The organism is Rhizobium sp. SVR5-2C (assembly GCF_056755115.1).
On the sequence record NZ_JBNDHT010000010.1, the window covers coordinates 56,390 to 78,997 of the forward strand.

Below are 22,608 nucleotides of genomic sequence, written 5' to 3' on the forward strand. Positions count from 1 at the left end.
GATGTTGGGGAAGGTTTAGGATCGAGCGGCGGAACGGCCACCGTGCCAAGCGGACCAACTGACGGGATCGGCAAGAAATCGCTCGAGCTCCTGTCGATCGTCCGGGCTCAAGACATCGCCGGGCGCATACCGAAGCACGTCGCCCCAGGTTGCGAGCGAGTGGAGTTCGACACCTGATTCCACTAGGCCTTCGTCCACGCCCGGGAAGACGTCATAGAAGAAAACGGTCAAAATATCCGTCACGATTGCTCCAGCCGCACGCAGCCCCTTGATAAACCCGGCTTTGCTCGCGGCATCCGTCGTCATGTCATCCACGAGCAACACGCGCATGCCATCGACGCTGCCGCCCTCGACTTGCGCATTGCGTCCTATGCCGAGCGGTTTCTTTCGAACATAGCGAAGCGGTTGACACGTGGCTTCCGCCAACGTCGTGGCAAACGGGATGCCGGCTGTCTCGGCTCCGGCAATGATATCGCACTGCAAGCCGACTCCGTCAGAGCTGATGTATTCCGCAGCAAGTTTCGTGACTTCCCCCCTCACCGCATGTTCTGCAATGAGGCGGCGCACATCGACATAGACTGGGCTGGCCCAGCCACCTGCCAGCACGTAGGGCTGGTGGCGATTGATTCCGATCGCGCGACTCTCGAAAAGGAGTTTGGCGATCTTGGCTCCGGCCGGATCTGTCATTTCTCGATCTTTCCGATTGACCAAGCGAGGTTTTCGTCACCGCGAAAGACGACGACGTCCTGACCATCAACCTCGATCGCCGGGGGAAACCTCGAAGGACTCTTGACGAGCTCGATGGTCCCCGTGTTGGGCGGAAGCCCGTAAAAAGCCGAACCGTTGAGAGATGCGAATGCTTCAAAATTTGCCAGCGCATCTTCTTCGTCGAAAACCTGCACATAGGTCTGCAGTGCCGTGGTGCCGACAAATACCCCCGCGCAACCGCAGGCAGATTCCTTTGCACCGCGCACATGCGGTGCAGTGTCCGTACCGATGAAAAAGCTCGGCTCTCCGGACGTTGCGGCCTTCCTTAGGGCAAGCCTGTGCTGCTCACGCTTGGCGACAGGCAGGCAATAAAGGTGTGGTCGCAGACCGCCCTGAAAGAGAGATGTCCTGTTGATCGTCAGATGATGAGGGGTGACCGTGCCGGCCATTCGCGGCGCATATTCACGAACGAGAGCGACCCCTTCGCTCGTCGTCACGTGTTCCATGACGACTTTCAGCGCCGGATACTGTTCCAGAAGCGGGATCATTATTCGCTCGATAAAGCACGCTTCGCGATCGAAGATGTCAACCTCTGGATCGGTGACCTCGCCATGCACCAGCAGCGGCATCCCAATTTTTTGCATCCGATCAAGGACGGTTGCGACGAGGCGAACGTCGGTCACGCCGTGATGGGCGTTGGTTGTCGCACCAGACGGATATAGTTTGGCAGCGACCCATGCCTTCTCGGCAAAACCGCGTTCGACCTCGTCCGCCGACGTGTGATCGGTAAGATAGCAGGTCATGAGCGGCTGGAAGTCGCAGTCGGCCGGTCGAGCGGCCAATATCCGTTCCCGATATGCGATCGCATCCTCGGCTGTCGTGACCGGCGGCACCAGATTCGGCATGATTATGCCGCGGGCGAACTGGGCCGCCGTGAACGGCAGGACCGCCTTCAGCATGGCGCCATCGCGCAGATGGATATGCCAGTCGTCTGGTCGCCTGATCGTCAATCTGTCAGGCTCGATGCCGTTATCGGGAGATCTCTCGAATAAAGCCGAAATCCTCATTGTGCTGCCTCTCTGATTGCGGCCCGAAGCGTGTCGACGCCCACCAGAAAATCGTCTATGTCCATCGCTTCTTGCGGATTGTGCGATCCGTTGGCATTGCGAACGAAGATCATCGCGCTGGGAATCCCAGCATTCGCGAATACCGCGGCATCGTGGCCCGCGCCGCTCGCCATCTCTTCGCAGGAATGTCCAAGCCTGCTTGCCGCGCCTGTCAAGCGATCGATCCATGTTCGATCCATAAGTGCAGGTGCGGACGCGACCAGCCGGTCAAAAGCGAAGCGGACACCACGATCCTCTGCGACGGATGCGCATTCGGATCGGAACAGGTCATAAAATGCGTCCAGCGTTTCACGATGCTGGCTTCTCACTTCGAAGCTGAACCTGGTCGTGCCGGGGATGCGCGCAATGGCGTGTTCATCCGGTATCGTGCCGAATATGCCTGACGTCACGACGAGGTCTCTGCCGCGCTCCAGAAGCGTGCGCCAATGGCGGTCGATGTGTACCAGGAGCTCCGCGCACGCAAAAACGGCGTCGTGCCGAAGCCATCTTGGCACCGCACCGGAGTGACCGGCTTCTCCTATGCACTCGACATGGCGATGTCTCAGATTGCCTCGTATGCCGGTCACGACGCCAATCGCTTGCTGGCGGGCAATCAACACCGGCCCTTGTTCGATGTGCAACTCGAGCCACGCGGCAATCGATCCCGAATCAAGTAGCGGTTCGCCTTGGCAAACGCGGTCAATGTCGACGCCGACATCCCGCATGCAGTCCAGGAGCTTGCGGCCGCTGTCGGCCGCAGGGGCGTTCAGATCCTCCTGCGTCAACTTGCCGAACAACGCGCTCGAGCCGATATAGGCCTTGCCGAACCGCGCACTTTCCTCGCCCCGCAAGGCGAAGAGTTTTAGCGTCCGTCGAGGCTGAAAGCCTTCACGCTTGAAGGTCGCGAGAATCGCCAGGCCAGCGATCACCCCCGCAGCGCCATCGAAGTTCCCGCCCTGCGGGACCGAGTCCAGATGAGATCCGAAGGCTATGCAAGGCTCTGCGGTATCCTGTCCCGGAAGAGCGATCACCAGGTTTGCACCGCGATCGCGTTCAACGATCAAGCCAATCTCAACTGCAGCGCGTTCGATGATATCGAGGGCAAGACTTTCGCCAGGTCCGTAACTGTCTCTCGTTATTCCGACGCCATCAAAGCTCTTCTCGCGCAGCTCGTTGAACAGCGCTTCACTAAGCGCACGGTCCAGGCTCTGAGCGTTCAAGCAGGCGATTTCGCCGCCATCGCCGTTAACAGTAAGTCCAGCCGTTTGTCTCATCTTCGTTGTTTATCCGCTGCTCTCAGGCAGCAGAGGCCCGGGCCGCTCCATGGGAGCGACTTTCTCGGAACCTGCTGCCATTTGCGTGTTTCTGTGTAATGAGGCTGGCATCGACAAAACGAAATCATCTGCAGCTGCCAATCATGGTCAACTTCAGTTTATGCCAGTCTGGAACCGGTGAAGGCGGCCGTCAGTTCGCCGAGGTCATGACCGCGGCGACGAAACACCCATAGATGGTCAACCCGACAAGCGCTCCAAGAAGAAGCGCCTTGCTTGACCTCAAGTCGTTCTCGATCGTGGGCGTCCTCATCATTTCAGCGACGACGTAACCGATGCCTCGTTCCATCACAGAAGTTTCCCTTTTTAGAATAGGCTTGCGACAGGTTCTGCCGCCGCCCTCCGACATGAAAGCTACTTCGAGAGTAGCTTCAGTTGGATAGCTAAGTACGCTCGTTTACTTTTACTTTTATCAAACTTTCATGACGGGAGCCGGTGCGGTTTGCCAACACAATCCGATGACATGGATGTGCAAAAAGCAGCACCGCGCATGGGTCTGAAAGGGCTTCGAATCGGCATATCGATAGAGGAGCCACGTCTGTTCAAGAAACTGGCGCGGCGATCCCGCCGGACGGCATCAAAACGCGCAAGGCCGACTTTTCAACGGGAGCGCTGTCCCTCTGCGGCAATATTGATTTGAGGAAATGAGATCGACAGAGCGCCAAGCCAGGGTTTCGGGAGGCGCGTGAGGACGGGTGGCCCCGGGTATGCCTGAGCGTTGTTCTCAGGCATGCCCTAGTTTCAATAGGCAACGAAAGCTTTCGTCGAAAAACCGCGTTTCAGTTCGCTTGGCAAAGAGCGTCGCGGTTCGTCGCTGATGCGAGTTTAGGGTCGAAATTGTACTTGGTGAGAATTTTCTCCAGCTGGCCCAACTGCTTCAGTTTATCGACCTCAGCATCGTAGGCATCGCGAAGTGCTGTATCGCTTTTCTTGAACGCGGCTGCCGCGCACTGAATCGGCTCGCCTTTGAGATCGGAAACGAGCTCGAATTCATCTCCGCCGGCTCGTTCCATCGCTGCGCGAAGCGTCACGTCCGGGAATGCGATGACGTCAACGCGCCCACTCTTCAGAAGCTCGACAGAATTGAAAATATCGCTGACGGCCATGAGGTTGCCGCGCGAAAGACCCATTGCCAAAGCCTGCTTTTCTTCGGCCCCACCCCCGACGGTGGATATCTTGGCATTCTTGGGGGCAAGATCGGCGTAGCTGTGCAGTCCGAGCGGGTTCCCTTTCTTGACAAGGAATCCTTCACGGGTGCAGAGCAACGGCTGCGAGAATGCGACGGCCTTGCAACGCTCTGGTCGAATGAAAAGTCCGGTCGCGACGATATCGAAACGGCTTGCCATCAAACCCGGGATAAGAGCGCCCCAATCGACAGAGTTCGCCTTGATATCGCCGACGCCAAGATTCTTGAAAACCTCGCGAGAGATGTCGGGATCGGCTCCGGTCAGCGCACCGTCCGAGCCGATGATCGCGTAGGGCGGCTCGGGAGCGATACCGATCTGGACGACGCCGGCCGATTTTAGCCGCCCTATGGTGTCGTCGGCCTTTGCCGCTGTCACGGCAGATGCCGCGATTGCAATCGCTACCGACAAACAGAAGGAAATTTTAGTATTGTTCCCCATTTCCATGATTCCTTAGGCCACGATTTTAGGCCCCGCAAAGGTGTGGCATCCGATTGCTGGGGGTTTCGGTCAAGCGGCTTCCTGATGCACATGCTTCTCAATGAGGCGGAGCGCGAAGACCACTGGAATGCTGATGATAAGGTAGAGGATACCGACCACAGTAACCGGCTCGGTGTACTGATAGGTCGAGTTGCCGATATCGCGTGCGGTGCTCATAGCTTCGGGCACGGTGATCACCGCAAGAAGGGCCGTTTCCTTGAACATCAGGACCACATAGTTCCCGAGTGCCGGAACCATGGGTGGAATAGCCTGCGGAAGGATGATGCGGTGCCAAGTTTGCAGCGGACCGTAGTTCAGCGCCAAGGCCGCTTCCCATTGGCCCTTCGGCACCGCCTCAATCCCTGCCCTGTAAACCTCGGACATATAGGCAGATGAGTGCAGACCAAGCGCCAATACACCTGCCCAAACTGCCGGGATCAGGATTCCGGCGTCGGGGAGGACGTAGAAGATGAAGAACAACTGCACCAAAAGCGGGGTGCGGCGCAGAAACTCGGAGATTGACCCGCTTACCACACGCAAGAGACGATTTTCCGACCGGTTTGCGAGCGCGAACACGAGACCTACTATCAGCGCAAGCACCGACCCGCCGAGCGTTGCCTGGATTGTAACGGCGAAGCCACGAAGAAGGTCAGGCAGCACTTCAAGGGCGAAATTAAAATCGAAGCTCATATCGCTGTTACCTCATTCTTCACGACGAACGTGTCGGCGCCCCGGCTGAAATAGACCTCGAGTCGGCGGCAAACCGCTATGATCCCGGACGAAAGGATGAAGTAGACGACCAGGATCGAGAGGAATGTGGCGAAGCTGTTTCCGGTCTGTTGCCGAACGACCATTGCCTCGTAGGTGAGATCAGAGACCGTCACCAACGATACGAGCGGCGTGATCTTCAGAAGGTCGACCGTGAGATTTGCCATTGGTGCGATCGCCAGTCGCATCGCCTGGGGGACGATCACATATCGGTATTTGTCCCAGGTCGAATAGTTCAGCGCGACGCACGCCTCCCATTGGCCCCGCGGAACTGCTTTCAGCGCGCCGCGAACCACCTCCGAACCATAGCTGCCGACATTCAGTCCGATCACCGTTACAGCAGCGACGAACGGCGACAGTGTAATCCCGAGCAGTGGCAGCACGAAAAAGGCCCAGAAGAGCTGGACGTAGCAAGACGTGCCGCGAAAGATTTCAACATAGATCCCGACGATCGCCCGGATGAGCCACCATGCAGCATATCGAATGACGCCACAGAGCGTCGCCGCTACGACTGCTATGACCGCGGCGACTACCGTGATCTGAATTGTCGTTATCAGCCCTTGCAGAAGCATTGGGAGAAAAGTGTCGAACTGCCCCATCACAGCCTCCCGCTAGATACGTTGTCCGGCTGCGATGATCTTGCGCAGAAACGAGCGCGTGCGATCCTGGCTCGGGGCGGAGAAAAGTTGATCGGGCTCGCCCTCTTCGATGATGCGCCCTCCATCCATGAAGAGCACCCGGTCGGAAAACTCCTTTGCGAAGGTCATCTCGTGGGTCACCAGCAGCATGGTCATATCGGACGCCCGGCAGATCTCTCTCAGGACGTTGAGGACCTCCTCCACGAGTTCGGGATCGAGGGCCGAGGTGATTTCGTCGAAAAGCATGATCTCGGGTTTCATCGCCAGTGCGCGAGCGATCGCGACCCGTTGCTTTTGCCCGCCCGATAACTGGGCCGGGTAGTGGCTGGCGCGCTCGCGAAGGCCGACCATGTCGAGAAGTTCCAATGCTTGCGCCTCGGCTTCCTCTCGCGAGCGGCCCAGCACGATCCGCTGGGGCTGAGAAATGTTCTGCAACGCGGTCATATGCGGGAAAAGATTGAAATGCTGGAATACCATTCCAATTTTAGCGCGCTGCTGTCGCAAATGCTGCGCGGAGGCCTTTACGAGCTGGCCGCTCCGCTCTTCGTGCCATAGCGGCTTGCCGTCAATCCAGATTGATCCGCCCTGAATGGTCTCGAGCGTCATCAGGATGCGAAGGACGGTTGTCTTGCCCGAGCCGCTGGGTCCGATCAGAGAGATTTTCTCGCCCCGCTTGATACTGAGGCTTAGATCGGACAGCACCTGATGATGACCGTAGCGCTTTTCAATTGACCGAAATTCGATCTGACGGTCAGCCGTCTCCTGCGCCATCCCTTCGCGTGATGGAAATCCCGCGACTTGAGACGGACCGGTACGCCCGACAGCCTTGATCGACAGATTCGTTGTTGCGTTCATTTGAGCTTCCTAACTTCAACGTAATGGGCGAAGTCCCATGCGATAGATGAGCGCCGACAAGCGCTTCCGCGCTCGAGCAGATTTCAGCATGCAATGTCGCGATGACGAGACGGATGGTTACCTTGAACGCGTTGCGTCCACATTCGTTAAGGCCATGTTTTTGTTCCCATAATCTTATTGTTAATCAGTCTATCATTGGCTGATTTATTCTTACATTCAAATTGATAGGGCCAAAAGTTTGAGAGAGGTAAAACTAAAGACGCCGATCATGCGCCGTTTGATAGAGGCACCGAAGGGCCGGCGATTGCCGGCCCTTCGGTAGGGTTTGTCGAGCAACTGCGTGGGGCGATCCGGCTGCAAAACTACGCGCTGAAAAGTATTCCCCGGCCGGCGACCTGATCGGCCAAACCTGCATGCCGCAGGCAGTCCCAAGCGAGTGCCTGATTGCTCGTTACAACAGGTTTGCCAAGCTTTTGCTCCAATGGAGCTATTGCGTCACAGGTTCTGAGCCCCGTACATGAGATGAACAGGGCGTCACTCATCGGATCCATCGCCGAAACCCCGGCTTGTATGAGACTAACCGTACTGACGGCATTCATCGCGGCTTCGTCTTGCAGGTTGTAAGTCGTGCAGCGGTCGATCTTGAAGCCTTCAGCCTCGAAATATTCAGGGATAAAATCCGCGACATCCAGTGGATAAGGCGCAAGAATTGAAATTCGGTGCGCACCGATCGCACGAAAAGCGCGACTGGCGGCGTGTATAGGTGTCGAGACGTAGCTTTCCGGACGGGTTGTCTCCAACAGGCCCGTCAGGCTGTCCGCCCCGATCACCACCGTTCCTGACGTGCAGGCGAATGCGATTGCGTCGAGCCGGGCCTCCGGCACCAGGACTTGGCAGGCACCGCTCAGGTGCTTCGCCATATCTCCCAGAGCATGCCTGGACACTTTTGCTGCCATCGCGATCCGCGTCGTAAAGAGCCGGACACCCTTCACCGGCTCCAGATACGTCCTGAGATCCCCTTCGCATGCCAGATCATTGGCCAGCAGAATGACACCGATGGAGACGCGATTATCGGCCTCGGCTGAGTTCGCAGTTGCGGCATTCCAATCGTACATGTCTCTTGGCTTCATGCTTTCTCCTCCAGTGATCTTCGTTCCGCCGTCGTTCACAGTGGTTCCTGCGGTCGCTATGCGTCTTCGCATGCCATATCCTGCGCGATCGATCTGCTCACCGCTTCCAGAATCCGAATCTGCTCGGATGCATCGACGCTTGCAGCCTTGTTCAGAGAGCGCAGATGACGATCAAACAGCCGGAAGTCTTTTTCGCAATCCGCTGCCGTCATCGGAAGCCCATGGCTGGACTCGTAGATGCGCTGGGCCAGTATGCCGAGGATCAGATATCCGGCCGCCCCCCGCTCGTCGTTTCGGGCGGCATTGAAGGCCGTTTCAGCAGCACGCTTGTAACCGTCGAGGCCGCCGGCCTGCTGCTGAACAAGATCAGCTAGATGTTGAAACATATCGCGTCTCCCTTCGAGATGGGGCTAAAAAGAAAACTCCCCGCCATCGGCGGGGAGCAGTTTCGCAACTTCGGTCAATTAAAGGTCGAGAACGAGCCGTGCTGATTTTGCACGCGAGCAGCAAATCATCATTGTCGATCCTGAAGCCTTCTCGGCTGCCGACAGGCAGCTGTCCTTGTGATCGGGAATACCTTCCAGGACCGATGTCTGGCATGTCCCGCAAATCCCCGATTGGCAGCCGAATTCCACGTCGAAACCAGCATCCAGCAGCGTCTCCAGAATGCTCGAATCCCTGGCAATCTTGAACGTCTGGCCCGAACGGGCGAGGACGACCTCGAATTCGCCCGCCGCCGCATCGGGCGCAAGCTTTCCGAAGCTTTCAAAATGAACGCACTCCTCCGGAAGACCGGCCGCGACCTGCCTGAACTCGGCCAGCATCGGCGCGGGCCCGCAGGCGTAGAAGTCCACGCTTTTCCCGGCATAGGAACCGATGGTCGCCTTCAGATCCAGCCACTGACCAAGGTTGCTGTGGAATAGTTTGATCGTCGCGCCTGTTTCAGCAGCGAGATGCTCGATCTCAGTAAGATAGACCGCATCCTCCGGCGTCCTGCAGGCGTAGAAGAGTTCCCACTGCGAACGAGCTTGGGAGAGCTGCTGTATCATCGACCATATCGGGGTTATGCCGATACCACCTGCAAGAAGAACCGAGTGTGACGCCGCTTCCCGGATGGCAAACGCGTTTCGGGGCTTGCTGACGTGCACCCGGTGACCAACCTTGAGATTGTCATGAACAAACGCCGAGCCCCCGCAGCTCGCTGGATCTTTTTTGACTGCGATAACGTAGCGATGGCTCTCGCCCGGCCGGTTGGTCAGGGAGTAGCTGCGCGTCAGGTCAGGAGACAGCGTGATGTCAATGTGAGAGCCGGCGGCAAATGCTTCGAATTGTCCGCCGAGCGTGGGCGTCAGCTCGACTTCGAGCACGTCCCTCGACAGGGGAAACGTTCGGGCAACAATTGCCTCAGTGCCGAGAAGCGGCATCGGATCAGACGGCTTTTTCAGTGTCATCTGCATGACTGCCCACCTCCCGGGTTGCCCATTCCTCGCTTCCCATGCCCGTCCGGTCGATGTCAACCGAACGCTGTTCGGCAATCGAAGTGAGAACTGCTTCTGCGACTGCGATAATGTCACTGCCTTCATCGATCCCGATCTCCGGTTTCCGCGGCTTCCGGATCGCCGCCGCAAAATCAGCCAGCGCTGCACCCACGCCATAGGTCAGCGGGTTTGTTGGATCTGATATTGGCACAGGCTCGAAGCTCCCTTTGGGAAGGAATCGTGCCCGTTCCTCCGGGCTCACACTGGCGATATATGTTGATGTCATTTCCTCGAGAGGGGTTGCGGTCCCATCGACCACGAATTCCCCGTCCTGCCACGCATGCCAGCATCGGCTGACTGCCGTTCCGTGAGTTGCCGTAAACCGGCGGCGGATAAGCTCCACGTTGGTCGTCGAGTCGACGAACGCCACTTGCGAAACCATCCCTGATGCGAACTGCATCTGGATAAGCGTTCGATTGTGGATGCCGCCGATAGACCGCTCGGTGGCGGCGACGGAGACGATCGGACCAAACCAAAATTGCTGAAGATCGAATTCATGAACGCCGAGTTCGAAGACGTGGTAGGAGCCCGCCTTCGATGGTTCCCGGTACCAATTGGCGCCTTTCACGATACGGTCTCCGACCTTATAGCTTTCGTCGGGAGAGGCCACGCGGTGGACGAACATCGAGAGTGGCGTACCAAACCTTTGCTGGGCGACAAGCGACCCAAACGCTCTGTTCGAGGGAATTCGCCGGTAATTTTCTGACACAGCCAGAACGCGATTGGAGCGTTCCGCGGCCTTGCGCAGCATGGAGGCAGCCAAACCGGAAATCGCCAGCGGCTTTTCGATTATCGTATGCTTTCCGGCCAACAATGACGCGGAACCGACGATATGATGCAGCCAGGTTGGCAGGACGACGGAGACCGCATCGATGGTGTGATCTTGCAGGACGCACTCGTAATTTGTGGCCGCCGCCACAGATTGGTGCCCAATCGCTTCCGAATGTAGCGCCAGCTCCCTGGCTCGCGCTTCATTGATGTCGCAGACGGCTACGAGCTCAAAGTCCGCCAGTCCACGCTTCCTGACTTCGGCCAGCGCCACCGAGTGACGCAGTCCCATACTTCCACAACCGATTATGGCGATACGCATAGTAGTCCTTTTCAATGAACCGCCCTGGCACGATTACTTCGTGCGCGGCGGCGTCTGGGTCCGCACGTCAATGGCAGACTTCCTAGTGACACGAGCATCTCGGCTGTAGCCGAAGCCGGTCCACCGAAAGCGGGAATTCCTGGGCCTTTTCGAAGGCCTGAAGCAGGTGCGGGAGTGCGGCTTTGTTCTGATCCGCGACCTGGTCCCACTCCGGTTGAAGCCGAGCGCGCGCCTCCTCGGCCGCCGCTTCGAGCGCGCGGGACGGATGATGGAGGAGCTCGCCTTTGCGTACGAGGATTTCACCCGCGACAATCACAGTATCGATTGCCTGGCCGGTCTCGCCGTACACAAGTTGGTTCAAGGCGCTGTTGAGTGGGCGATATGCCGGCGCGCTCAGATCGACAAGGAGGAGGTCAGCCTGAAACCCTTCCTTGATCCGCCCTACTTTGCCTTCGAGGCCCAAAGCACGAGCGCCGCCGATCGTGGCGGCTTTGAACGCCTCCTGAGCCGCACCTGTTTCCCCGGCCTTGGATTGCATTGCCCAATAGAGCGCAAAGAGCTTCATGGACTGAAAGATGCTTTGCGCGTCGTTACCGCTGCAGTTATCGCAACCCAATGCAACCGTAGCTCCGCAGTCCACATATCCCCGTATCGGTGCGAAACCATTGAGCAGCTTCAGGTTGCTCGCGGGGTTGAAAACAAAATTGGCTTTCGCGGCGCCGAAACGCTCCAATTCCTGCTCGTCGATCCACACCCCATGGGCGATCGTCAATTTTGGGCCAAGCAAGTCGAACCGCTCGAGATAGTCCAGGTAAGAGCCGCGATCATATTTGGTGCGGGCAAGCACGGCCTGATTGCGTGCCTCATACATATGGGTGAAGACTTGCATCCCACTCGCGGACGCCAGATTTGCCACCCAGGAAAGCAGCTGCCCAGAACATCTCTGTGGTGCGGACGGCGCCAAGGCCCACGTCAGCCGGTCACCGCTGATGCTGCTCGCCGACGACTCGATAAGGTGCTGCAGTTCGCTGATTCCGCCAGGAACCGAAGAAAATCGCTGCCTCAATCCTGGTTCCAGCTCGTCCCAATATGCGACCGTATCAACGGGTGCTCGATCCGTTATCTGAAGTCCTAAAGAAATCCTCACGCCGCAGCTGCGATATGCATCAACAATCGCATCAACATGAGCCCGGTCCGCATTTACGACCGTGACCATGTCCTGCATCGTGGTCACGCCGTTTGCCAGGCAGTCGGCTGCTCCAAGCAAGGTCCGCAAGCGGACGTCTTCTGCCGTGGCGTGGCTGTAGTTCGCCGGCGAACTGAAAAGCCCCCATATGTCGAGCGGCATTTGCTCGAAGAGGCCCCGGAGCAAAATATCATGAGAATGGTAGTGGGCATTTACCAACCCGGGGACGAGCAGCATTCCCGACGCGTCCAGACGCTTGACGTCGCCACGGTGCAATGCCTGCTGTTTGGCGTCCGCGCCGATGGCAACAAAATTTCCGTCATCGACGAGAACATCCGCGACCGGAGGATGATCGACGTCACCGTCCAAATCGAAAAGGCGTCCACCCGAGATGTAGAGAGCAGCCATCGTTTTCTCCGCGAGAACGAGTGTCGCCATTGTGACGAGGCTCGTCGGTGTCTTGCCCTCAGCTTCGCTCAAAATATCGCTTTAACAAATCATCATTTCATGGCATCTCAGTTTGAGAAATCACAAAGCAAGGGGTTCCTCTCAGATGGCTAGGATCGCTGATGTGGATATTCGCCTGCTGCGCGTTTTCCGCGCTGTAGTCGAAGCAGGAGGCTTCGCTGCCGCTCAAACGGTTCTCGACACGTCGACCTCGACAATCAGCCTGCATATGACGGAGTTGGAGAAACGGATCGGTTTTACGCTTTGCCATCGTGGCCGGAGCGGGTTCAGCCTCACTGATCGCGGATATCTCGTCTACGACCATGCCAAACGCATGCTCAACGCGCTGGACGACCATTTCGACAGCATTGTCACCCTTCGCAGGCGTTTGACCGGCAAGGTCCGGCTCGGGATTGTCGATTCCCTGGTTTCCCACCCTCAATCGCCGCTCGTCAGGGCACTGCAGAAATTCAACAAACTTGACAACGATGTCGAACTGCAGCTCACCGTCGGCGATCGCTCGGAGCTGGAACGCAAGGTTCTGGCGAATGAACTTCATGCAGCCATCAGCCCATTTGTCCGCCCTATAGCCGGCCTGGATTTCCATCGGCTCATGGTCGAGCGTCACAAGCTTTACTGTGGGATAAATCACCCGCTTTTCGGACGCACGGACGTCGTCGGCAAAGCGCTATCGACCTTTCCCTTTATCCTGAGAAGCCATCACGGAAGAGCCGATGAAGAGCGCTTCATGGGAATGAATATCCGGGCGACCGCAAACAACATGGAAGCCATGCTGACGCTGCTTCTGACCGGCGAATATATAGGTCTCCTGCCGGACCACCTAGCGGATACCTGGGTACAAAAAAGTGAACTGTGGGAGCTCAATGCTCCTGATCTCGAACAGGTCTCACATCATTCATTGGTCGTTGCCAGCAAGCTGGATATCTCGACCGCAGCTGCGACGCTCATTCCCCAGATTCTGTCAGAGATAAATCCCGTGGCTATGGCCAAGGCATAAGGAAAGGCCGAGGCACTGGCCTCGGCCTTGGAATATCATTTGGTCATAGACGCCAGATACTGGGCGAATTCGAAGTTCGGCCTCTCGAGATGGGAGAGGTGGCCGGGCGCCGATTGGGACCCGACCAGTCCGCGATATACCTTTTCGGTGCAGCCCTTGTCCTCGACGTTCACATGATCAAGGAGTTCTTTCAGCGCTGCGAAATGACGATTTGAATCTTCGTCTTCGAGGAATTCGGGTGACAGCCCGCCGCCGTAGATCATATCAACCTCGCCGGGCGAGCGGGGATGCAGCGCGAGATACCAGAAATAGCCGGGTGACAGTGAGATAAACAGCCCCGGATAAATCGACAGCAGATAGGTACGGCGGCGGTCGTCACCGGAAAGCCGGTGATTGTTCGGGTGAGCCAGGGCGAGATATTGATCGTCGCTCTTCAGAGCCCAATGATAATTGAATGTCGGGAAACCGGCCGGGCAATCCATCTGCTCCAGCGACACCTGGCCGCCGATCGTCTCCCGATGACACATTGGGAGGTGGTAGCTCTCCATGAAATTCTCGGCGAGAACCTTCCAGTTCGTATTCCAAACATGCGTCTCGCGGAAACTCTCGACATAGTTTTCCATGCCGTAATGGCCGACCAGCCGGCTTACATCTTTCAACCGCTCCGATGGCGATTCGATGTCGGGATTGAGCGTTATCATGATCCAGCCAAGCCAGTCTTCACACCTGAATTGGGGAAGTTTGTAGTCCTCCTTGCAGAAGCCAGCGTTAAGACCCATTCCGGCGGCGCCGCGCAGCTCACCGGTCAGATTGTAGGTCCATGCGTGATAGGGACATACGATCGCTTTGACATTACCCGCGCCTTCAAGAAGGGTCGACATGCGGTGAAGGCACACATTTGACATCGCGCGAAGCTTCCCCTCGCGATCCCGGATGACAATTACCGGCGTTCCTGCAACGGACATCGTGATATAGTCGCCCGGCTTGGAGATCGACGACGATCGTCCGGCGCAGATCCAGTCCTTAGAGAAAATGCGCTCCAGCTCAAGCTTCATGAAATCCGGCGACGTGTAGACGCTGCGGGGCATCGCCCTTGCCTGCTCGAACGGTACGGAAACGTTGGCAACAAGCTCGGCGGTGGCATCCAATTTCACATGGCTGTTCATACCTGTTCACCTCCTCTTGGAATTCTTCAATGCTTGCATCGTAAAACGGCGCTGTAGATCGTTTCAATCGGCAAACACGCGAACATCAATTTGAGGAAGTCGAAAGTATCGACCCAGAAACACCGGGAAAATTCGAACCGAGTCGTCTATGTGCGCAGAGCTGGCAAACCGTCTTTCTGCCAGCTCACAGATAGTCCCGTCGAATTCACTGCCAAGCGGTCACGATGATTTTGGTGGAAAAATCCGTGCTGTACCGAGTTGCACCAGTATCTCGAAAAACGCGAACAGCACGACGCACTTATGAATACGTCCCGAACCCGTGGGCCTTAAAAAGCAAATCTTAACGAAATCTATTTCGATACGTTGACTATACCACCCCAACCGAAGCGGCGAGCGAACAAACGGATCTGGGGCGGATAGCTTTGGCGAAGCAGGGATCTCCAAAATCTAAGAAGAGACTCGATTCCCAGCTCTTGAAAGGGTTCGAACCATCGACCACGCGATCCCTCGTGTGGCATATCGTTGATTTATGGAACTAAATTGTTGATTATCTAATTATGTTGGCAAGAGGTGCCCGCCGTGCAGCGGCTAACGAGGTGAGTCACCCCGGAAGGAGTGTATGCAAAGCGCCGGTTACGCCACTATGAAATCGTAGCGGCCGAATTTTCCGTCGCTCGTCGCCCTAACATCGAGCAATAAGGCTGCGTTGAATATGCGGTCACGTTCATTGTCCGGCTCACCGGGAAAATAGAGCTGCGTGGTCAGGACGTTCCCCCCGGGCCGTTGGACTTTCAGGTGGTAATGCCGGGTGCGACCAGAATAGACCCCTGGCACGATCGTCTCGAACCACCATTTGCCTTCAACATCGTTGAATTGATGTCCGCGGAGTTTGTATCCGCTGTTGTCAGGTGCCGGTCTCATTGGCATGCCATAACTCGATCAACGCTTTTGCCACGGGCTGGCAGTTCTCGGTCAGCACGTAACCCGCAAGCGTCATCCTTTCGCCGCCCGGTGCACCGCTCGCCAAGTTCTGTTTTTCAGGGCTCTTCGGGGTGAAATACGGGCCTTCGGTCTGCGCTGGCGTCAGATGGTCGTCATCATCGCAAGTAGGCGTAAGCGACAGCTGCGCAGGAGCGCCAGCCGCATGGGCGAGTCTCGGCAGCACAATCGGCGTGGCAACGAAGCCGATAAGGAAATGCCGCCGGGTCGGCATGGCGCGGTATCTCCCGAACATGGAAACGAAGATCCTTGCGGCTCCAGTGGGCAGAAGTGGGGCGGACGCTCATTGAGCTTGTCGCAAATTTTCGTGGTTAACCGCATGTTGACCATCGGGACCGGGCCGAGACACTCCAGGACCCTAATCGCTTCTTCGCCGTACTCCGATACGGCGGACCGAGACCTCCCATCCCATATCGTCCATGATGGCCAAGACAGGTCAGTGATATGAGGCTCGGGATCGCGGTTGGCAATGCGGCGGAAGTGCAAAACGAGCAGTCCGTCGGCCCTGACCTCAATCGTGGCCTTTGGACGCCCGTCCCGATCGCGGATCGAGTAGTAAAAACTCGTCGGATTCGAGGCGATGGCGTAGTGCTGCACTGCATACAGTAGTTAGACTATCCTGTCCTTTGGAATAATGCGCTCTCCGTCTCAACCCCAACAAAGACTGCCCGAGATCGACGGCAGCGGGCCGAGTTGTGGTTCAAAATACCGGAGCTATTTTTTTGAGCTCCGCAGGAAGGCTCGGTTGCATGCTGGCTCTCATTTATTCAAGAAGAATCAAACGAAAACCGGATGTAGCTTGTCGAAAACCATATGGGTTAGTTCGTCGCAACAACCTCGGGTAAGGCGTGCAAGTCCGAGACCGCTTGACTCTTAAGGCGTTGCACTAGCTCCCAGCGAATAGGGGAGTCGAAAAGAAGGATGGGAACATGTTGAACCTTGAGGAAGCGAGCAAGAAGAGTAGGGAAACAATGGATGTCATGGTCCGGAACTATTTCGATGCAGCGAAAGGCTTTACCGATGTGGCGAAGAGCTTTGAGGCGATAGCAGATGAAGCCGCCGATTACTCCAAGAAATCGGTGAGGGATTTTGTCGAGCACGCCGAGTCATTGTCCGAGGCCAAGAGCTTCGAAAAGGCGCTTCAATTGCAGACCGGCTATGCGATGTCCGCCTTTCAGGACCTCATTTCAGAGATGATGAAAGTCGGCGGAATGTACGCCGATCTTGCCACGGTTGCCTCCCAGCGCACCGAAGAACAGGTCGCTACTGCCACCAAGAGTTCGGCCAAGACTGTGACATCTCACTGAGCGACCGGAAGGAAGGCGGAGGATGCGGGCCCATAACCCGCGATCTTCACTGGGGAACCGCTTATGCAGTGGTGTAGGTCGGCAGAGACAAAGACCTTCCGATTCTAGGCACTTTTTGGAGGAGCCATGCAACGGGGGCAAGTTCACCTCACCGGCGTAATGGAGACGCTGCTGATAACGCTTCTGGCCAAGGCAGAAGAAAGCTCCATGGCGGATTCCGTGCTTTGCGACCGCTTTGCCGCAGATGCACTGCGGCGTATCGACCAGGACAGTCGGCACTTGAGGGTTGGCCACGATATGGCCATCGGCATCGCTTTGCGCGCCCACATCCTCGATCGATGGACGGAAGCGTTCCTTAGGCGCTGCCCGGACGCGACCGTTCTCCATCTCGGCTGTGGTCTCGACAGTCGTTTCTTCCGGATCGATCCCGGACCAGAAGTTCGCTGGTTCGAGATTGATTTTCCCGACGTCATCGCCTTGCGTCGCCAGATATACCCGGATGGTGTGGGCTGTGCGCCAATTGCCTGCTCGATAGTCGAGAGAGGCTGGATTTATGAACTTCCCGCCGACAGGTCGACGATGGTTGTTGCCGAGGGCGTCCTTCCTTATCTGGAGGAACACCAGGTTCTTCAGCTTCTGCGGCGGATAGCCCGCCATTTTCCCTCAGGGGAGATAGCCTTCGATGCCTATGGCAGTTTTGCAATCCAATTACTGCGCTTCAATCCGGCGATCCGCGCCACCGGTGCCCGTCTCCACTGGGCGCTCGATGACCCGGCCGAGGTGGAGCGGCAGGTTTCGGGGCTGAGGCTCATCGAGGACCATTCGGACTGGGACATGGATCAGGTGGCGCGAATGTCATCGGCGGCCCAAATCACGCTACAGCTCTTCAGCACCATTTTGACCCCCTATGGCATGGGCCGCCTGCTTCGATATGGGTTCTAGCACCAACGACCGAGCCGCCGATATCACGTTGACCCATCTTCGAGGCGCGGCCGTGTTGCAAACCGTCCTGCGCCGGTCGTCATATACTCCTTTACATCGACGTTAAATCGGATCAGAGGGGTGAGAACGAATGATCGATTCATCATCAAGTTCAGGTGTTGGGGCTATACCGTAAAGATAAAGGCCAGTGACCTCTTTTGCTGTCGGAAGGGACATGATTTTCTCCTGATTTATTTACGCAGGTGGAGTCCAGTCGTTGACGCAATTTGGCGCATAGAAATATCCGGTCGAAATAATATTCGGCTTTTGGGCTAGCCACGGATTTTCGTACTTGATTAATAAGTGTTTTCTCCCTGTCATCTTTTCTAGAAATGTCGCGGGACGATATTCATCTCCCGATGCTGCCCATTCTGGGACGACCGAATATCGACTTCTAACGCCCATGTTTGATTTGGCGTTTTCGGCAAGAAATGCTTCTAATTCGGCTACCGTCGCGGGGCGCCATCGCCATACCTGGACACCGTCTGTACAAAGGCCGGCATAGTTTGCGCCGCCTTTCAGCATCAAAGCTGTTCCAGCGACCAAGAGCACGACTGCAATCAAAGTTTTTTTCGTCATTGCGATTTGCCGAGATTGACCACAAATATATCTTTTGATCGTAGTCCGTCCGATCGACGAAAGTTCCGGGGGCCTCGCTCCCGCAATCGGATGTGTTTTGGCTCTCACAGCTGTTCAGCGCGGCCGGGCAACCAATGTGCGGTCCAGCCAACGAGGAAGAAAAATTTAGGCGGCCAAGAGCCAAAAAAAGCTACGCGCCCGAAGAAACGGGGCCCACGGCGAAACCTCTTGCCGTAAGGCGTAAGGCTGGATTGAGTTCCGATATTCTGTCATGACGCCCCCACGCCGTCTGACGTTCACCCTACCCTGCAGATTTCGACGTTTAAAATCACATCATGTGCGTGCATAGAAAGAGAATTTTCGGCACTTCCACAACCCCGCAATTTCTATGGAAATAAAAAACGGAATAGTAGGGCAGAGGGAATTACACCCGCTAAACTACCCACGCTTCCCACTCCCGGCGACGCCGTGAATTCGATGGCAAGTGTGCGCCAAAGGCGGACCCACCATTCAAGCTTGAATGATAGGGATATCACGACCGACCCCTTCAGCCCACGACATCCCAAACCATACGGCGGAGTCCGGTTCCTTGCTCCAATCGATCAGGGCGCCGAGCGCCGAGATCACCGATCCCCGAGGCATTCCGGTCGCAACGATATCGTCGGTCGCCTCATCGACGATGCTCGCTATATTCCGGACAACCCCCTCGAAGTCCGGCTCGCCCGCGCATCCGCCAAAAAAGACAAGGGTGTTGCGCCGTGGACGCAAATCGGCCTGATGAAGCAACTGAACGAGGCGACGTCCGACCATCGGATCATTGCCGTGCCTGTCGTAGGTGCGCTGATAGGCGTGCCATACCGGAGCAAACCCCGGTGGTTCGGGCCAAAGCCGTAAACTATCGTAGTCGTCATCTGATAAAATGACGCGTCCGCCCGGTCGCACCGCGGACCATATTACGCACAAGCAGCAGCGGATCAGGCAGGTGCTCAAGCACGAACCGCGCATGCGCAACGTCGAGCTGGCCAAGTTCTTCGTCCCTTAGAGGCGGAGCAAGCACATCGCTCTGCCTCATTTCCAGCAACGCCAGCTCGCCATCGACACTGGCCTGTCGCACAACCTCCGCTATCTGATCGGGGCTGCGCTCCAGGGCCAGAACAGGGACACCCGTGGCGCGCGCCATCATCCTCGAAAACTGCCCTAACCCAGCGCCGAAATCGATTACCCGTTCGCCAATGACAAGCTGTGCAGCGTCGATACATCGTTTGTTGAGACGCATGTTTAGGGCCGTTAGCCGCTGTTGCTCGGCTTCACTCGATCCATGCGTATAGTGCGATGACGACATTCACTGGCCCCTACAAGGTGAATGACCGAACAAGCCTCTCATAATGCACGTCGGAGTCAAGATAGGCGGCCGCTTAGGGCCGGAAGCGGTCATCCGACGATGTCGCCTTCGCGCCATGAGCTGCCACCAGCAGGCTGGCGGGCGCACTGTACCCCATGCCCCTCTTGCCGCAGTTTGCGTGGGCCTTCGCATTTTCGAAGACGATGGTCGAGCCGCGCCAGACGCCGACATCTGTCGCAGCGTGCGAGTGAACTGCAGACAATGGGAGCCTCAGTAGCCCCTTATTTCCTTAAGTGCGTCCTTGGCGTAGCTACCGACGGAACTCTCGCGCTCGATCGCCACTAGCGCGGGAACCGCAGACTTGGCCGCAGGTCCGATCTTTCTCAACGACTGCACGGCCTCCTCACGGACCCCGACGTCTTCGAGCAGCACAATCAGGGCTGGCACGGCTTCTGCGGCCGCCGGTCCAAACCAACCCAAACGCTTTGCGGCGTTTCGCCGGCTAGCAGGATCGCCCCTGGTGAGTTGAGCTGTGAGGCTCGAAACGGTCACGTCCAGCGGCAAGGCAGCAACGCGAACACCGTCAAGCAGACGCTCCCGCACCCCTTTGTATTCAGGTGCCCATCGAATGGGGAACTTATAGTCGCGTGCGAGGCCCTCGAGAGCAGCCTGGTCTGTTCCCGGCCGCCACATCAGCAGCTTGCGCCTTGCCTCGTCCCGGCGACCGAGGCCAACAAGTACGGATGCGAACGGCGGCATGAGGGCGGTTGCGTTCGGGTTCTTCTTGGCCCCCTGGTCGAAAACCTCAGCCGCCCGCTCCAGGTCGTTTGCGGCAAATAGCGCAACGCCATGGGCAAGAACATAATGGCTTGGGAAGTTCGGATTGAGGCGAAGCGCTTTCAGGACATAATCCAGGGCCTCGCTCGGCTTACCTGAAGCCGTGAGGGCCCAAGCCATTGCGATTTGCGCTTCGGGATCGTTAGGATCGAGTTCAATCGCCCGGCCGGCTTCGCGGCGCGCATCTTCCCCAAAACGCAGACGGTCCAGCGCTTGGGCCGTGTATCCGAGAGCCGTCGGGTATCTCATGGCTTTGTCCAGTTGCAGCTGACCTTGCCACACGATCCTGTGCGGCGGTACTCCAAACCGCTGATTCCAAATATATTCGTCGTCTCTGAAGAGAGCCTCCTCGTACCAGTCGTAGTCTTCGACCCTGAAGTAGACCAAAGCGAGCGCGGCGTAGGCGCGTCCGTACTCGGGATCGAGTTGAATTGCTCTCTTGAGCGGCGCGACGGCCGCTGCGTTGTCATTGGCGTTGAAGCGAAGATAGAGGCTCCAACCCTCGTCGAATGCCTCTTTCGCCCGCAGGCTGTCCGTCCTGCCGCGGGCGATCTCCATCCTCTCATTTCCGGTCAGATTGACTTCCAGCGCCTCGACAATCCTGGTTACGAATGCGTCCTGAACACCGAAAACGTCGGCAACGTTGCCGTCAAAACGATCGGCCCACACATGGCCTCCGGTGAGCGCGTCAACCAACTGGGCATTGACGCGGAGCCGATCTCCCGCACGTTGAACGCTGCCCTCAAGAACGTATCGCACGCCCAGCTCTTCAGCGACCTGGCTTACAGTCACTGGCTTGCCCTGATATGCGAATGTCGAGTTTCGGGCGACGACGAAGAGACCGGAAATCTTCGACAGGTCGGTGATCAAGCTGTCTGTCATACCGTCGGCAAAATGCTGCTGCCCCGCTTCGCCGGACATGTCGGTGAATGGCATGACCGCAATGGATGGCTTGTCGGGCAAAGGGAATTCCATCCGTGTCCTTGAGGCCACCTCGACATGTGGTGCGCGAGAGCCGCTCCAGAAAACCACGCTTCCGACTGCCAGCACCAGAGCTGCTGCGGCCAACGAGAGCCAGAACCATGAACGATAAGGCTTGCCCCGTGTCCAGGCGGCCGTGGTTCGGGGATGATCGCCAAGGCGGATTCGATAGAGGCGAACGGGCTTTTCGATGTTCTTGACTTGCTGCTCACCCACGAAATCGAACGCGTAGTCCAGCTTTCTCTCGACGTGGTCGTACGCCGTTCCCGAAATCAGAACCCCTCCCGGATCAGCCAATCCCTCGAGTCTTGCTGCGACATTCACGCCGTCGCCATAGATATCCTGTCCTTCGACGATAATGTCACCAAGGTTGACACCGATGCGAAACTTGAGCCGTTTGTCAGCGGGTAGCTCCTCATTGCATTCGGCCATGGCTTGCTGGATTTCGACGGCGCACCTGACAGCGTCAACCACGCTGGGAAACTCGATCAGTGCGCCATCGCCCATGAGCTTGACCACCCGGCCATTGTGAGCGGAAATCTTCGGGTTGATGATGTTCTCGCGGGTGCTTCCAAGCCGCGCCAGAGTATCCGCCTCATCGATCTCCATGAGGCGACTGTAACCAGCGAGGTCAGCGGCCAGAATCGCCGCAAGCTTCCGTTGCATGAGATGCTCCGGTGTAGAACGGCGTCTGTTGCAATTATAGGGTAGTTAAGGTTCGCATCCCAGAGGATGCCGAAACTACAAAGATCGATTTTGGGGATCGCACCTACGATCTCAGCCCGATGCAAATGCCACCACATACCGAGTGAACGACTCTTCCCACCCCAAAACCTTTCGCTGATGGCCGGTCCCGCCGGTGGAGTAGCCCCCAAAAGACCGGACATGCTCAGGTTTGAGATTGCGAGCTGATGAACTCGCGCGGCGATTGATATCC

24 protein-coding genes are annotated in these 22,608 nt (G+C 57.1%); 3 read left to right on the plus strand and 21 right to left on the minus strand.

The genetic code is table 11. The features are described from left to right. Window positions 1-15 precede the first annotated feature (15 nt). From ACPYOI_RS04975 to ACPYOI_RS05035, 13 genes are all read right to left on the minus strand, one after another. Window positions 16-687, minus strand: a complete 672-nt coding sequence (locus ACPYOI_RS04975) for an orotate phosphoribosyltransferase (RefSeq protein ID WP_481422615.1) — start codon at window positions 685-687, stop codon at window positions 16-18. After that, on the minus strand, window positions 684-1,775 hold the full coding sequence (gene pyrC, locus ACPYOI_RS04980; protein ID WP_481422616.1) for a dihydroorotase: 1,092 nt from the start codon (window positions 1,773-1,775) through the stop codon (window positions 684-686). Before pyrC ends, ACPYOI_RS04975 begins: the two co-directional genes overlap by 4 nt. Further along, a complete protein-coding gene (locus ACPYOI_RS04985) occupies window positions 1,772-3,088 on the minus strand; it encodes a hydantoinase/carbamoylase family amidase (protein WP_481422617.1) in 1,317 nt (438 codons plus the stop codon). Before ACPYOI_RS04985 ends, pyrC begins: the two co-directional genes overlap by 4 nt. 190 nt (window positions 3,089-3,278) lie before the next feature. Then, complete coding sequence (locus ACPYOI_RS04990) at window positions 3,279-3,434, minus strand: hypothetical protein (RefSeq protein ID WP_481422618.1); 156 nt, start codon at window positions 3,432-3,434, stop codon at window positions 3,279-3,281. A gap of 490 nt (window positions 3,435-3,924) precedes the next feature. After that, window positions 3,925-4,770: an ectoine/hydroxyectoine ABC transporter substrate-binding protein EhuB gene (gene ehuB, locus ACPYOI_RS04995; RefSeq protein WP_481422619.1), complete on the minus strand. Its 846-nt coding sequence runs from the start codon at window positions 4,768-4,770 to the stop codon at window positions 3,925-3,927. A gap of 69 nt (window positions 4,771-4,839) precedes the next feature. Next, window positions 4,840-5,499 (minus strand): ectoine/hydroxyectoine ABC transporter permease subunit EhuD, encoded by a 660-nt coding sequence (gene ehuD, locus ACPYOI_RS05000; protein ID WP_481422620.1) that lies wholly within the window; start codon window positions 5,497-5,499, stop codon window positions 4,840-4,842. Further along, window positions 5,496-6,176: an ectoine/hydroxyectoine ABC transporter permease subunit EhuC gene (ehuC, locus tag ACPYOI_RS05005; RefSeq protein ID WP_481422621.1), complete on the minus strand. Its 681-nt coding sequence runs from the start codon at window positions 6,174-6,176 to the stop codon at window positions 5,496-5,498. Before ehuC ends, ehuD begins: the two co-directional genes overlap by 4 nt. A gap of 12 nt (window positions 6,177-6,188) precedes the next feature. After that, on the minus strand, window positions 6,189-6,986 hold the full coding sequence (gene ehuA / locus ACPYOI_RS05010) for an ectoine/hydroxyectoine ABC transporter ATP-binding protein EhuA (RefSeq protein ID WP_481422639.1): 798 nt from the start codon (window positions 6,984-6,986) through the stop codon (window positions 6,189-6,191). Between the two features lie 446 nt (window positions 6,987-7,432). Then, the gene (locus ACPYOI_RS05015; protein WP_481422622.1) at window positions 7,433-8,200 is read right to left on the minus strand and encodes a maleate cis-trans isomerase family protein; all 768 of its coding nucleotides are present in this window, start codon (window positions 8,198-8,200) and stop codon (window positions 7,433-7,435) included. 56 nt (window positions 8,201-8,256) lie between these two features. Further along, window positions 8,257-8,586, minus strand: a complete 330-nt coding sequence (locus ACPYOI_RS05020) for a hypothetical protein (RefSeq protein WP_481422623.1) — start codon at window positions 8,584-8,586, stop codon at window positions 8,257-8,259. 78 nt (window positions 8,587-8,664) lie between these two features. Next, window positions 8,665-9,657, minus strand: a complete 993-nt coding sequence (locus ACPYOI_RS05025; RefSeq protein ID WP_481422624.1) for a PDR/VanB family oxidoreductase — start codon at window positions 9,655-9,657, stop codon at window positions 8,665-8,667. Then, entirely contained in the window at window positions 9,629-10,828 is a 1,200-nt protein-coding gene (locus ACPYOI_RS05030; RefSeq protein WP_481422625.1) for a Gfo/Idh/MocA family protein, read from the minus strand. The genes ACPYOI_RS05025 and ACPYOI_RS05030 overlap by 29 nt, the downstream gene beginning before the upstream one ends. Before the next feature lie 82 nt (window positions 10,829-10,910). Further along, window positions 10,911-12,383, minus strand: a complete 1,473-nt coding sequence (locus ACPYOI_RS05035) for an amidohydrolase family protein (RefSeq protein ID WP_481422626.1) — start codon at window positions 12,381-12,383, stop codon at window positions 10,911-10,913. A 184-nt stretch (window positions 12,384-12,567) separates the two neighbouring features. Here ACPYOI_RS05035 and ACPYOI_RS05040 point away from each other — a divergent pair, with 184 nt between their 5' ends. Then, window positions 12,568-13,479, plus strand: a complete 912-nt coding sequence (locus ACPYOI_RS05040; RefSeq protein ID WP_481422627.1) for a LysR family transcriptional regulator — start codon at window positions 12,568-12,570, stop codon at window positions 13,477-13,479. 35 nt (window positions 13,480-13,514) lie between these two features. On the opposite strand, the gene ACPYOI_RS05045 is transcribed toward ACPYOI_RS05040, so the two are convergent. The 3 genes from ACPYOI_RS05045 to ACPYOI_RS05055 all read right to left on the minus strand — a co-directional run bounded on the left by ACPYOI_RS05045 (window position 13,515) and on the right by ACPYOI_RS05055 (window position 15,879). After that, complete coding sequence (locus tag ACPYOI_RS05045) at window positions 13,515-14,645, minus strand: aromatic ring-hydroxylating oxygenase subunit alpha (RefSeq protein ID WP_481422628.1); 1,131 nt, start codon at window positions 14,643-14,645, stop codon at window positions 13,515-13,517. Between the two features lie 633 nt (window positions 14,646-15,278). Beyond that, window positions 15,279-15,572 carry a hypothetical protein gene (locus ACPYOI_RS05050; RefSeq protein WP_481422629.1) on the minus strand — a complete coding sequence of 98 codons (294 nt, stop codon included), beginning with the start codon at window positions 15,570-15,572 and terminating at the stop codon, window positions 15,279-15,281. After that, window positions 15,550-15,879 (minus strand): dioxygenase family protein, encoded by a 330-nt coding sequence (locus ACPYOI_RS05055; protein ID WP_481422630.1) that lies wholly within the window; start codon window positions 15,877-15,879, stop codon window positions 15,550-15,552. Before ACPYOI_RS05055 ends, ACPYOI_RS05050 begins: the two co-directional genes overlap by 23 nt. Window positions 15,880-16,573: 694 nt before the next feature. Between ACPYOI_RS05055 and ACPYOI_RS05060 the strand changes: the two genes are divergently transcribed. Both ACPYOI_RS05060 and ACPYOI_RS05065 read left to right on the plus strand, forming a co-directional pair. Then, window positions 16,574-16,951 (plus strand): phasin family protein, encoded by a 378-nt coding sequence (locus tag ACPYOI_RS05060; RefSeq protein ID WP_481422631.1) that lies wholly within the window; start codon window positions 16,574-16,576, stop codon window positions 16,949-16,951. Between the two features lie 126 nt (window positions 16,952-17,077). Further along, a complete protein-coding gene (locus tag ACPYOI_RS05065) occupies window positions 17,078-17,893 on the plus strand; it encodes a class I SAM-dependent methyltransferase (RefSeq protein WP_481422632.1) in 816 nt (271 codons plus the stop codon). Window positions 17,894-18,127: 234 nt separating this feature from the next. Here ACPYOI_RS05065 and ACPYOI_RS05070 read toward each other — a convergent pair whose 3' ends face one another. From ACPYOI_RS05070 to ACPYOI_RS05090, 5 genes are all read right to left on the minus strand, one after another. Continuing rightward, entirely contained in the window at window positions 18,128-18,511 is a 384-nt protein-coding gene (locus tag ACPYOI_RS05070) for a hypothetical protein (protein ID WP_481422633.1), read from the minus strand. 510 nt (window positions 18,512-19,021) lie between these two features. After that, window positions 19,022-19,453, minus strand: coding sequence for a hypothetical protein (locus tag ACPYOI_RS05075; RefSeq protein WP_481422634.1), 432 nt, complete (start codon window positions 19,451-19,453; stop codon window positions 19,022-19,024). Then, window positions 19,419-19,853, minus strand: coding sequence for a class I SAM-dependent methyltransferase (locus tag ACPYOI_RS05080; protein WP_481422635.1), 435 nt, complete (start codon window positions 19,851-19,853; stop codon window positions 19,419-19,421). Before ACPYOI_RS05080 ends, ACPYOI_RS05075 begins: the two co-directional genes overlap by 35 nt. Before the next feature lie 73 nt (window positions 19,854-19,926). Then, a complete protein-coding gene (locus tag ACPYOI_RS05085) occupies window positions 19,927-20,115 on the minus strand; it encodes a hypothetical protein (RefSeq protein ID WP_481422636.1) in 189 nt (62 codons plus the stop codon). 8 nt (window positions 20,116-20,123) lie between these two features. Further along, complete coding sequence (locus tag ACPYOI_RS05090; protein WP_481422637.1) at window positions 20,124-22,337, minus strand: adenylate/guanylate cyclase domain-containing protein; 2,214 nt, start codon at window positions 22,335-22,337, stop codon at window positions 20,124-20,126. Window positions 22,338-22,608: the final 271 nt, after the last annotated feature.

Bases quoted from the DNA above. Each gene is read 5' to 3' on its own strand.
- ACPYOI_RS04975 (WP_481422615.1), bottom strand. From the start codon at position 687: ATGACAGATCCGGCCGGAGCCAAGATCGCCAAACTCCTTTTCGAGAGT.
- pyrC (WP_481422616.1), bottom strand. From the start codon at position 1,775: ATGAGGATTTCGGCTTTATTCGAGAGATCTCCCGATAACGGCATCGAG.
- ACPYOI_RS04985 (WP_481422617.1), bottom strand. From the start codon at position 3,088: ATGAGACAAACGGCTGGACTTACTGTTAACGGCGATGGCGGCGAAATC.
- ACPYOI_RS04990 (WP_481422618.1), bottom strand. From the start codon at position 3,434: ATGGAACGAGGCATCGGTTACGTCGTCGCTGAAATGATGAGGACGCCC.
- ehuB (WP_481422619.1), bottom strand. From the start codon at position 4,770: ATGGGGAACAATACTAAAATTTCCTTCTGTTTGTCGGTAGCGATTGCA.
- ehuD (WP_481422620.1), bottom strand. From the start codon at position 5,499: ATGAGCTTCGATTTTAATTTCGCCCTTGAAGTGCTGCCTGACCTTCTT.
- ehuC (WP_481422621.1), bottom strand. From the start codon at position 6,176: ATGGGGCAGTTCGACACTTTTCTCCCAATGCTTCTGCAAGGGCTGATA.
- ehuA (WP_481422639.1), bottom strand. From the start codon at position 6,986: ATGGCGCAGGAGACGGCTGACCGTCAGATCGAATTTCGGTCAATTGAA.
- ACPYOI_RS05015 (WP_481422622.1), bottom strand. From the start codon at position 8,200: ATGAAGCCAAGAGACATGTACGATTGGAATGCCGCAACTGCGAACTCA.
- ACPYOI_RS05020 (WP_481422623.1), bottom strand. From the start codon at position 8,586: ATGTTTCAACATCTAGCTGATCTTGTTCAGCAGCAGGCCGGCGGCCTC.
- ACPYOI_RS05025 (WP_481422624.1), bottom strand. From the start codon at position 9,657: ATGCAGATGACACTGAAAAAGCCGTCTGATCCGATGCCGCTTCTCGGC.
- ACPYOI_RS05030 (WP_481422625.1), bottom strand. From the start codon at position 10,828: ATGCGTATCGCCATAATCGGTTGTGGAAGTATGGGACTGCGTCACTCG.
- ACPYOI_RS05040 (WP_481422627.1), top strand. From the start codon at position 12,568: ATGGCTAGGATCGCTGATGTGGATATTCGCCTGCTGCGCGTTTTCCGC.
- ACPYOI_RS05045 (WP_481422628.1), bottom strand. From the start codon at position 14,645: ATGAACAGCCATGTGAAATTGGATGCCACCGCCGAGCTTGTTGCCAAC.
- ACPYOI_RS05050 (WP_481422629.1), bottom strand. From the start codon at position 15,572: ATGCCAATGAGACCGGCACCTGACAACAGCGGATACAAACTCCGCGGA.
- ACPYOI_RS05055 (WP_481422630.1), bottom strand. From the start codon at position 15,879: ATGTTCGGGAGATACCGCGCCATGCCGACCCGGCGGCATTTCCTTATC.
- ACPYOI_RS05060 (WP_481422631.1), top strand. From the start codon at position 16,574: ATGTTGAACCTTGAGGAAGCGAGCAAGAAGAGTAGGGAAACAATGGAT.
- ACPYOI_RS05065 (WP_481422632.1), top strand. From the start codon at position 17,078: ATGCAACGGGGGCAAGTTCACCTCACCGGCGTAATGGAGACGCTGCTG.
- ACPYOI_RS05070 (WP_481422633.1), bottom strand. From the start codon at position 18,511: ATGACGAAAAAAACTTTGATTGCAGTCGTGCTCTTGGTCGCTGGAACA.
- ACPYOI_RS05080 (WP_481422635.1), bottom strand. From the start codon at position 19,853: ATGTCGTCATCGCACTATACGCATGGATCGAGTGAAGCCGAGCAACAG.
- ACPYOI_RS05090 (WP_481422637.1), bottom strand. From the start codon at position 22,337: ATGCAACGGAAGCTTGCGGCGATTCTGGCCGCTGACCTCGCTGGTTAC.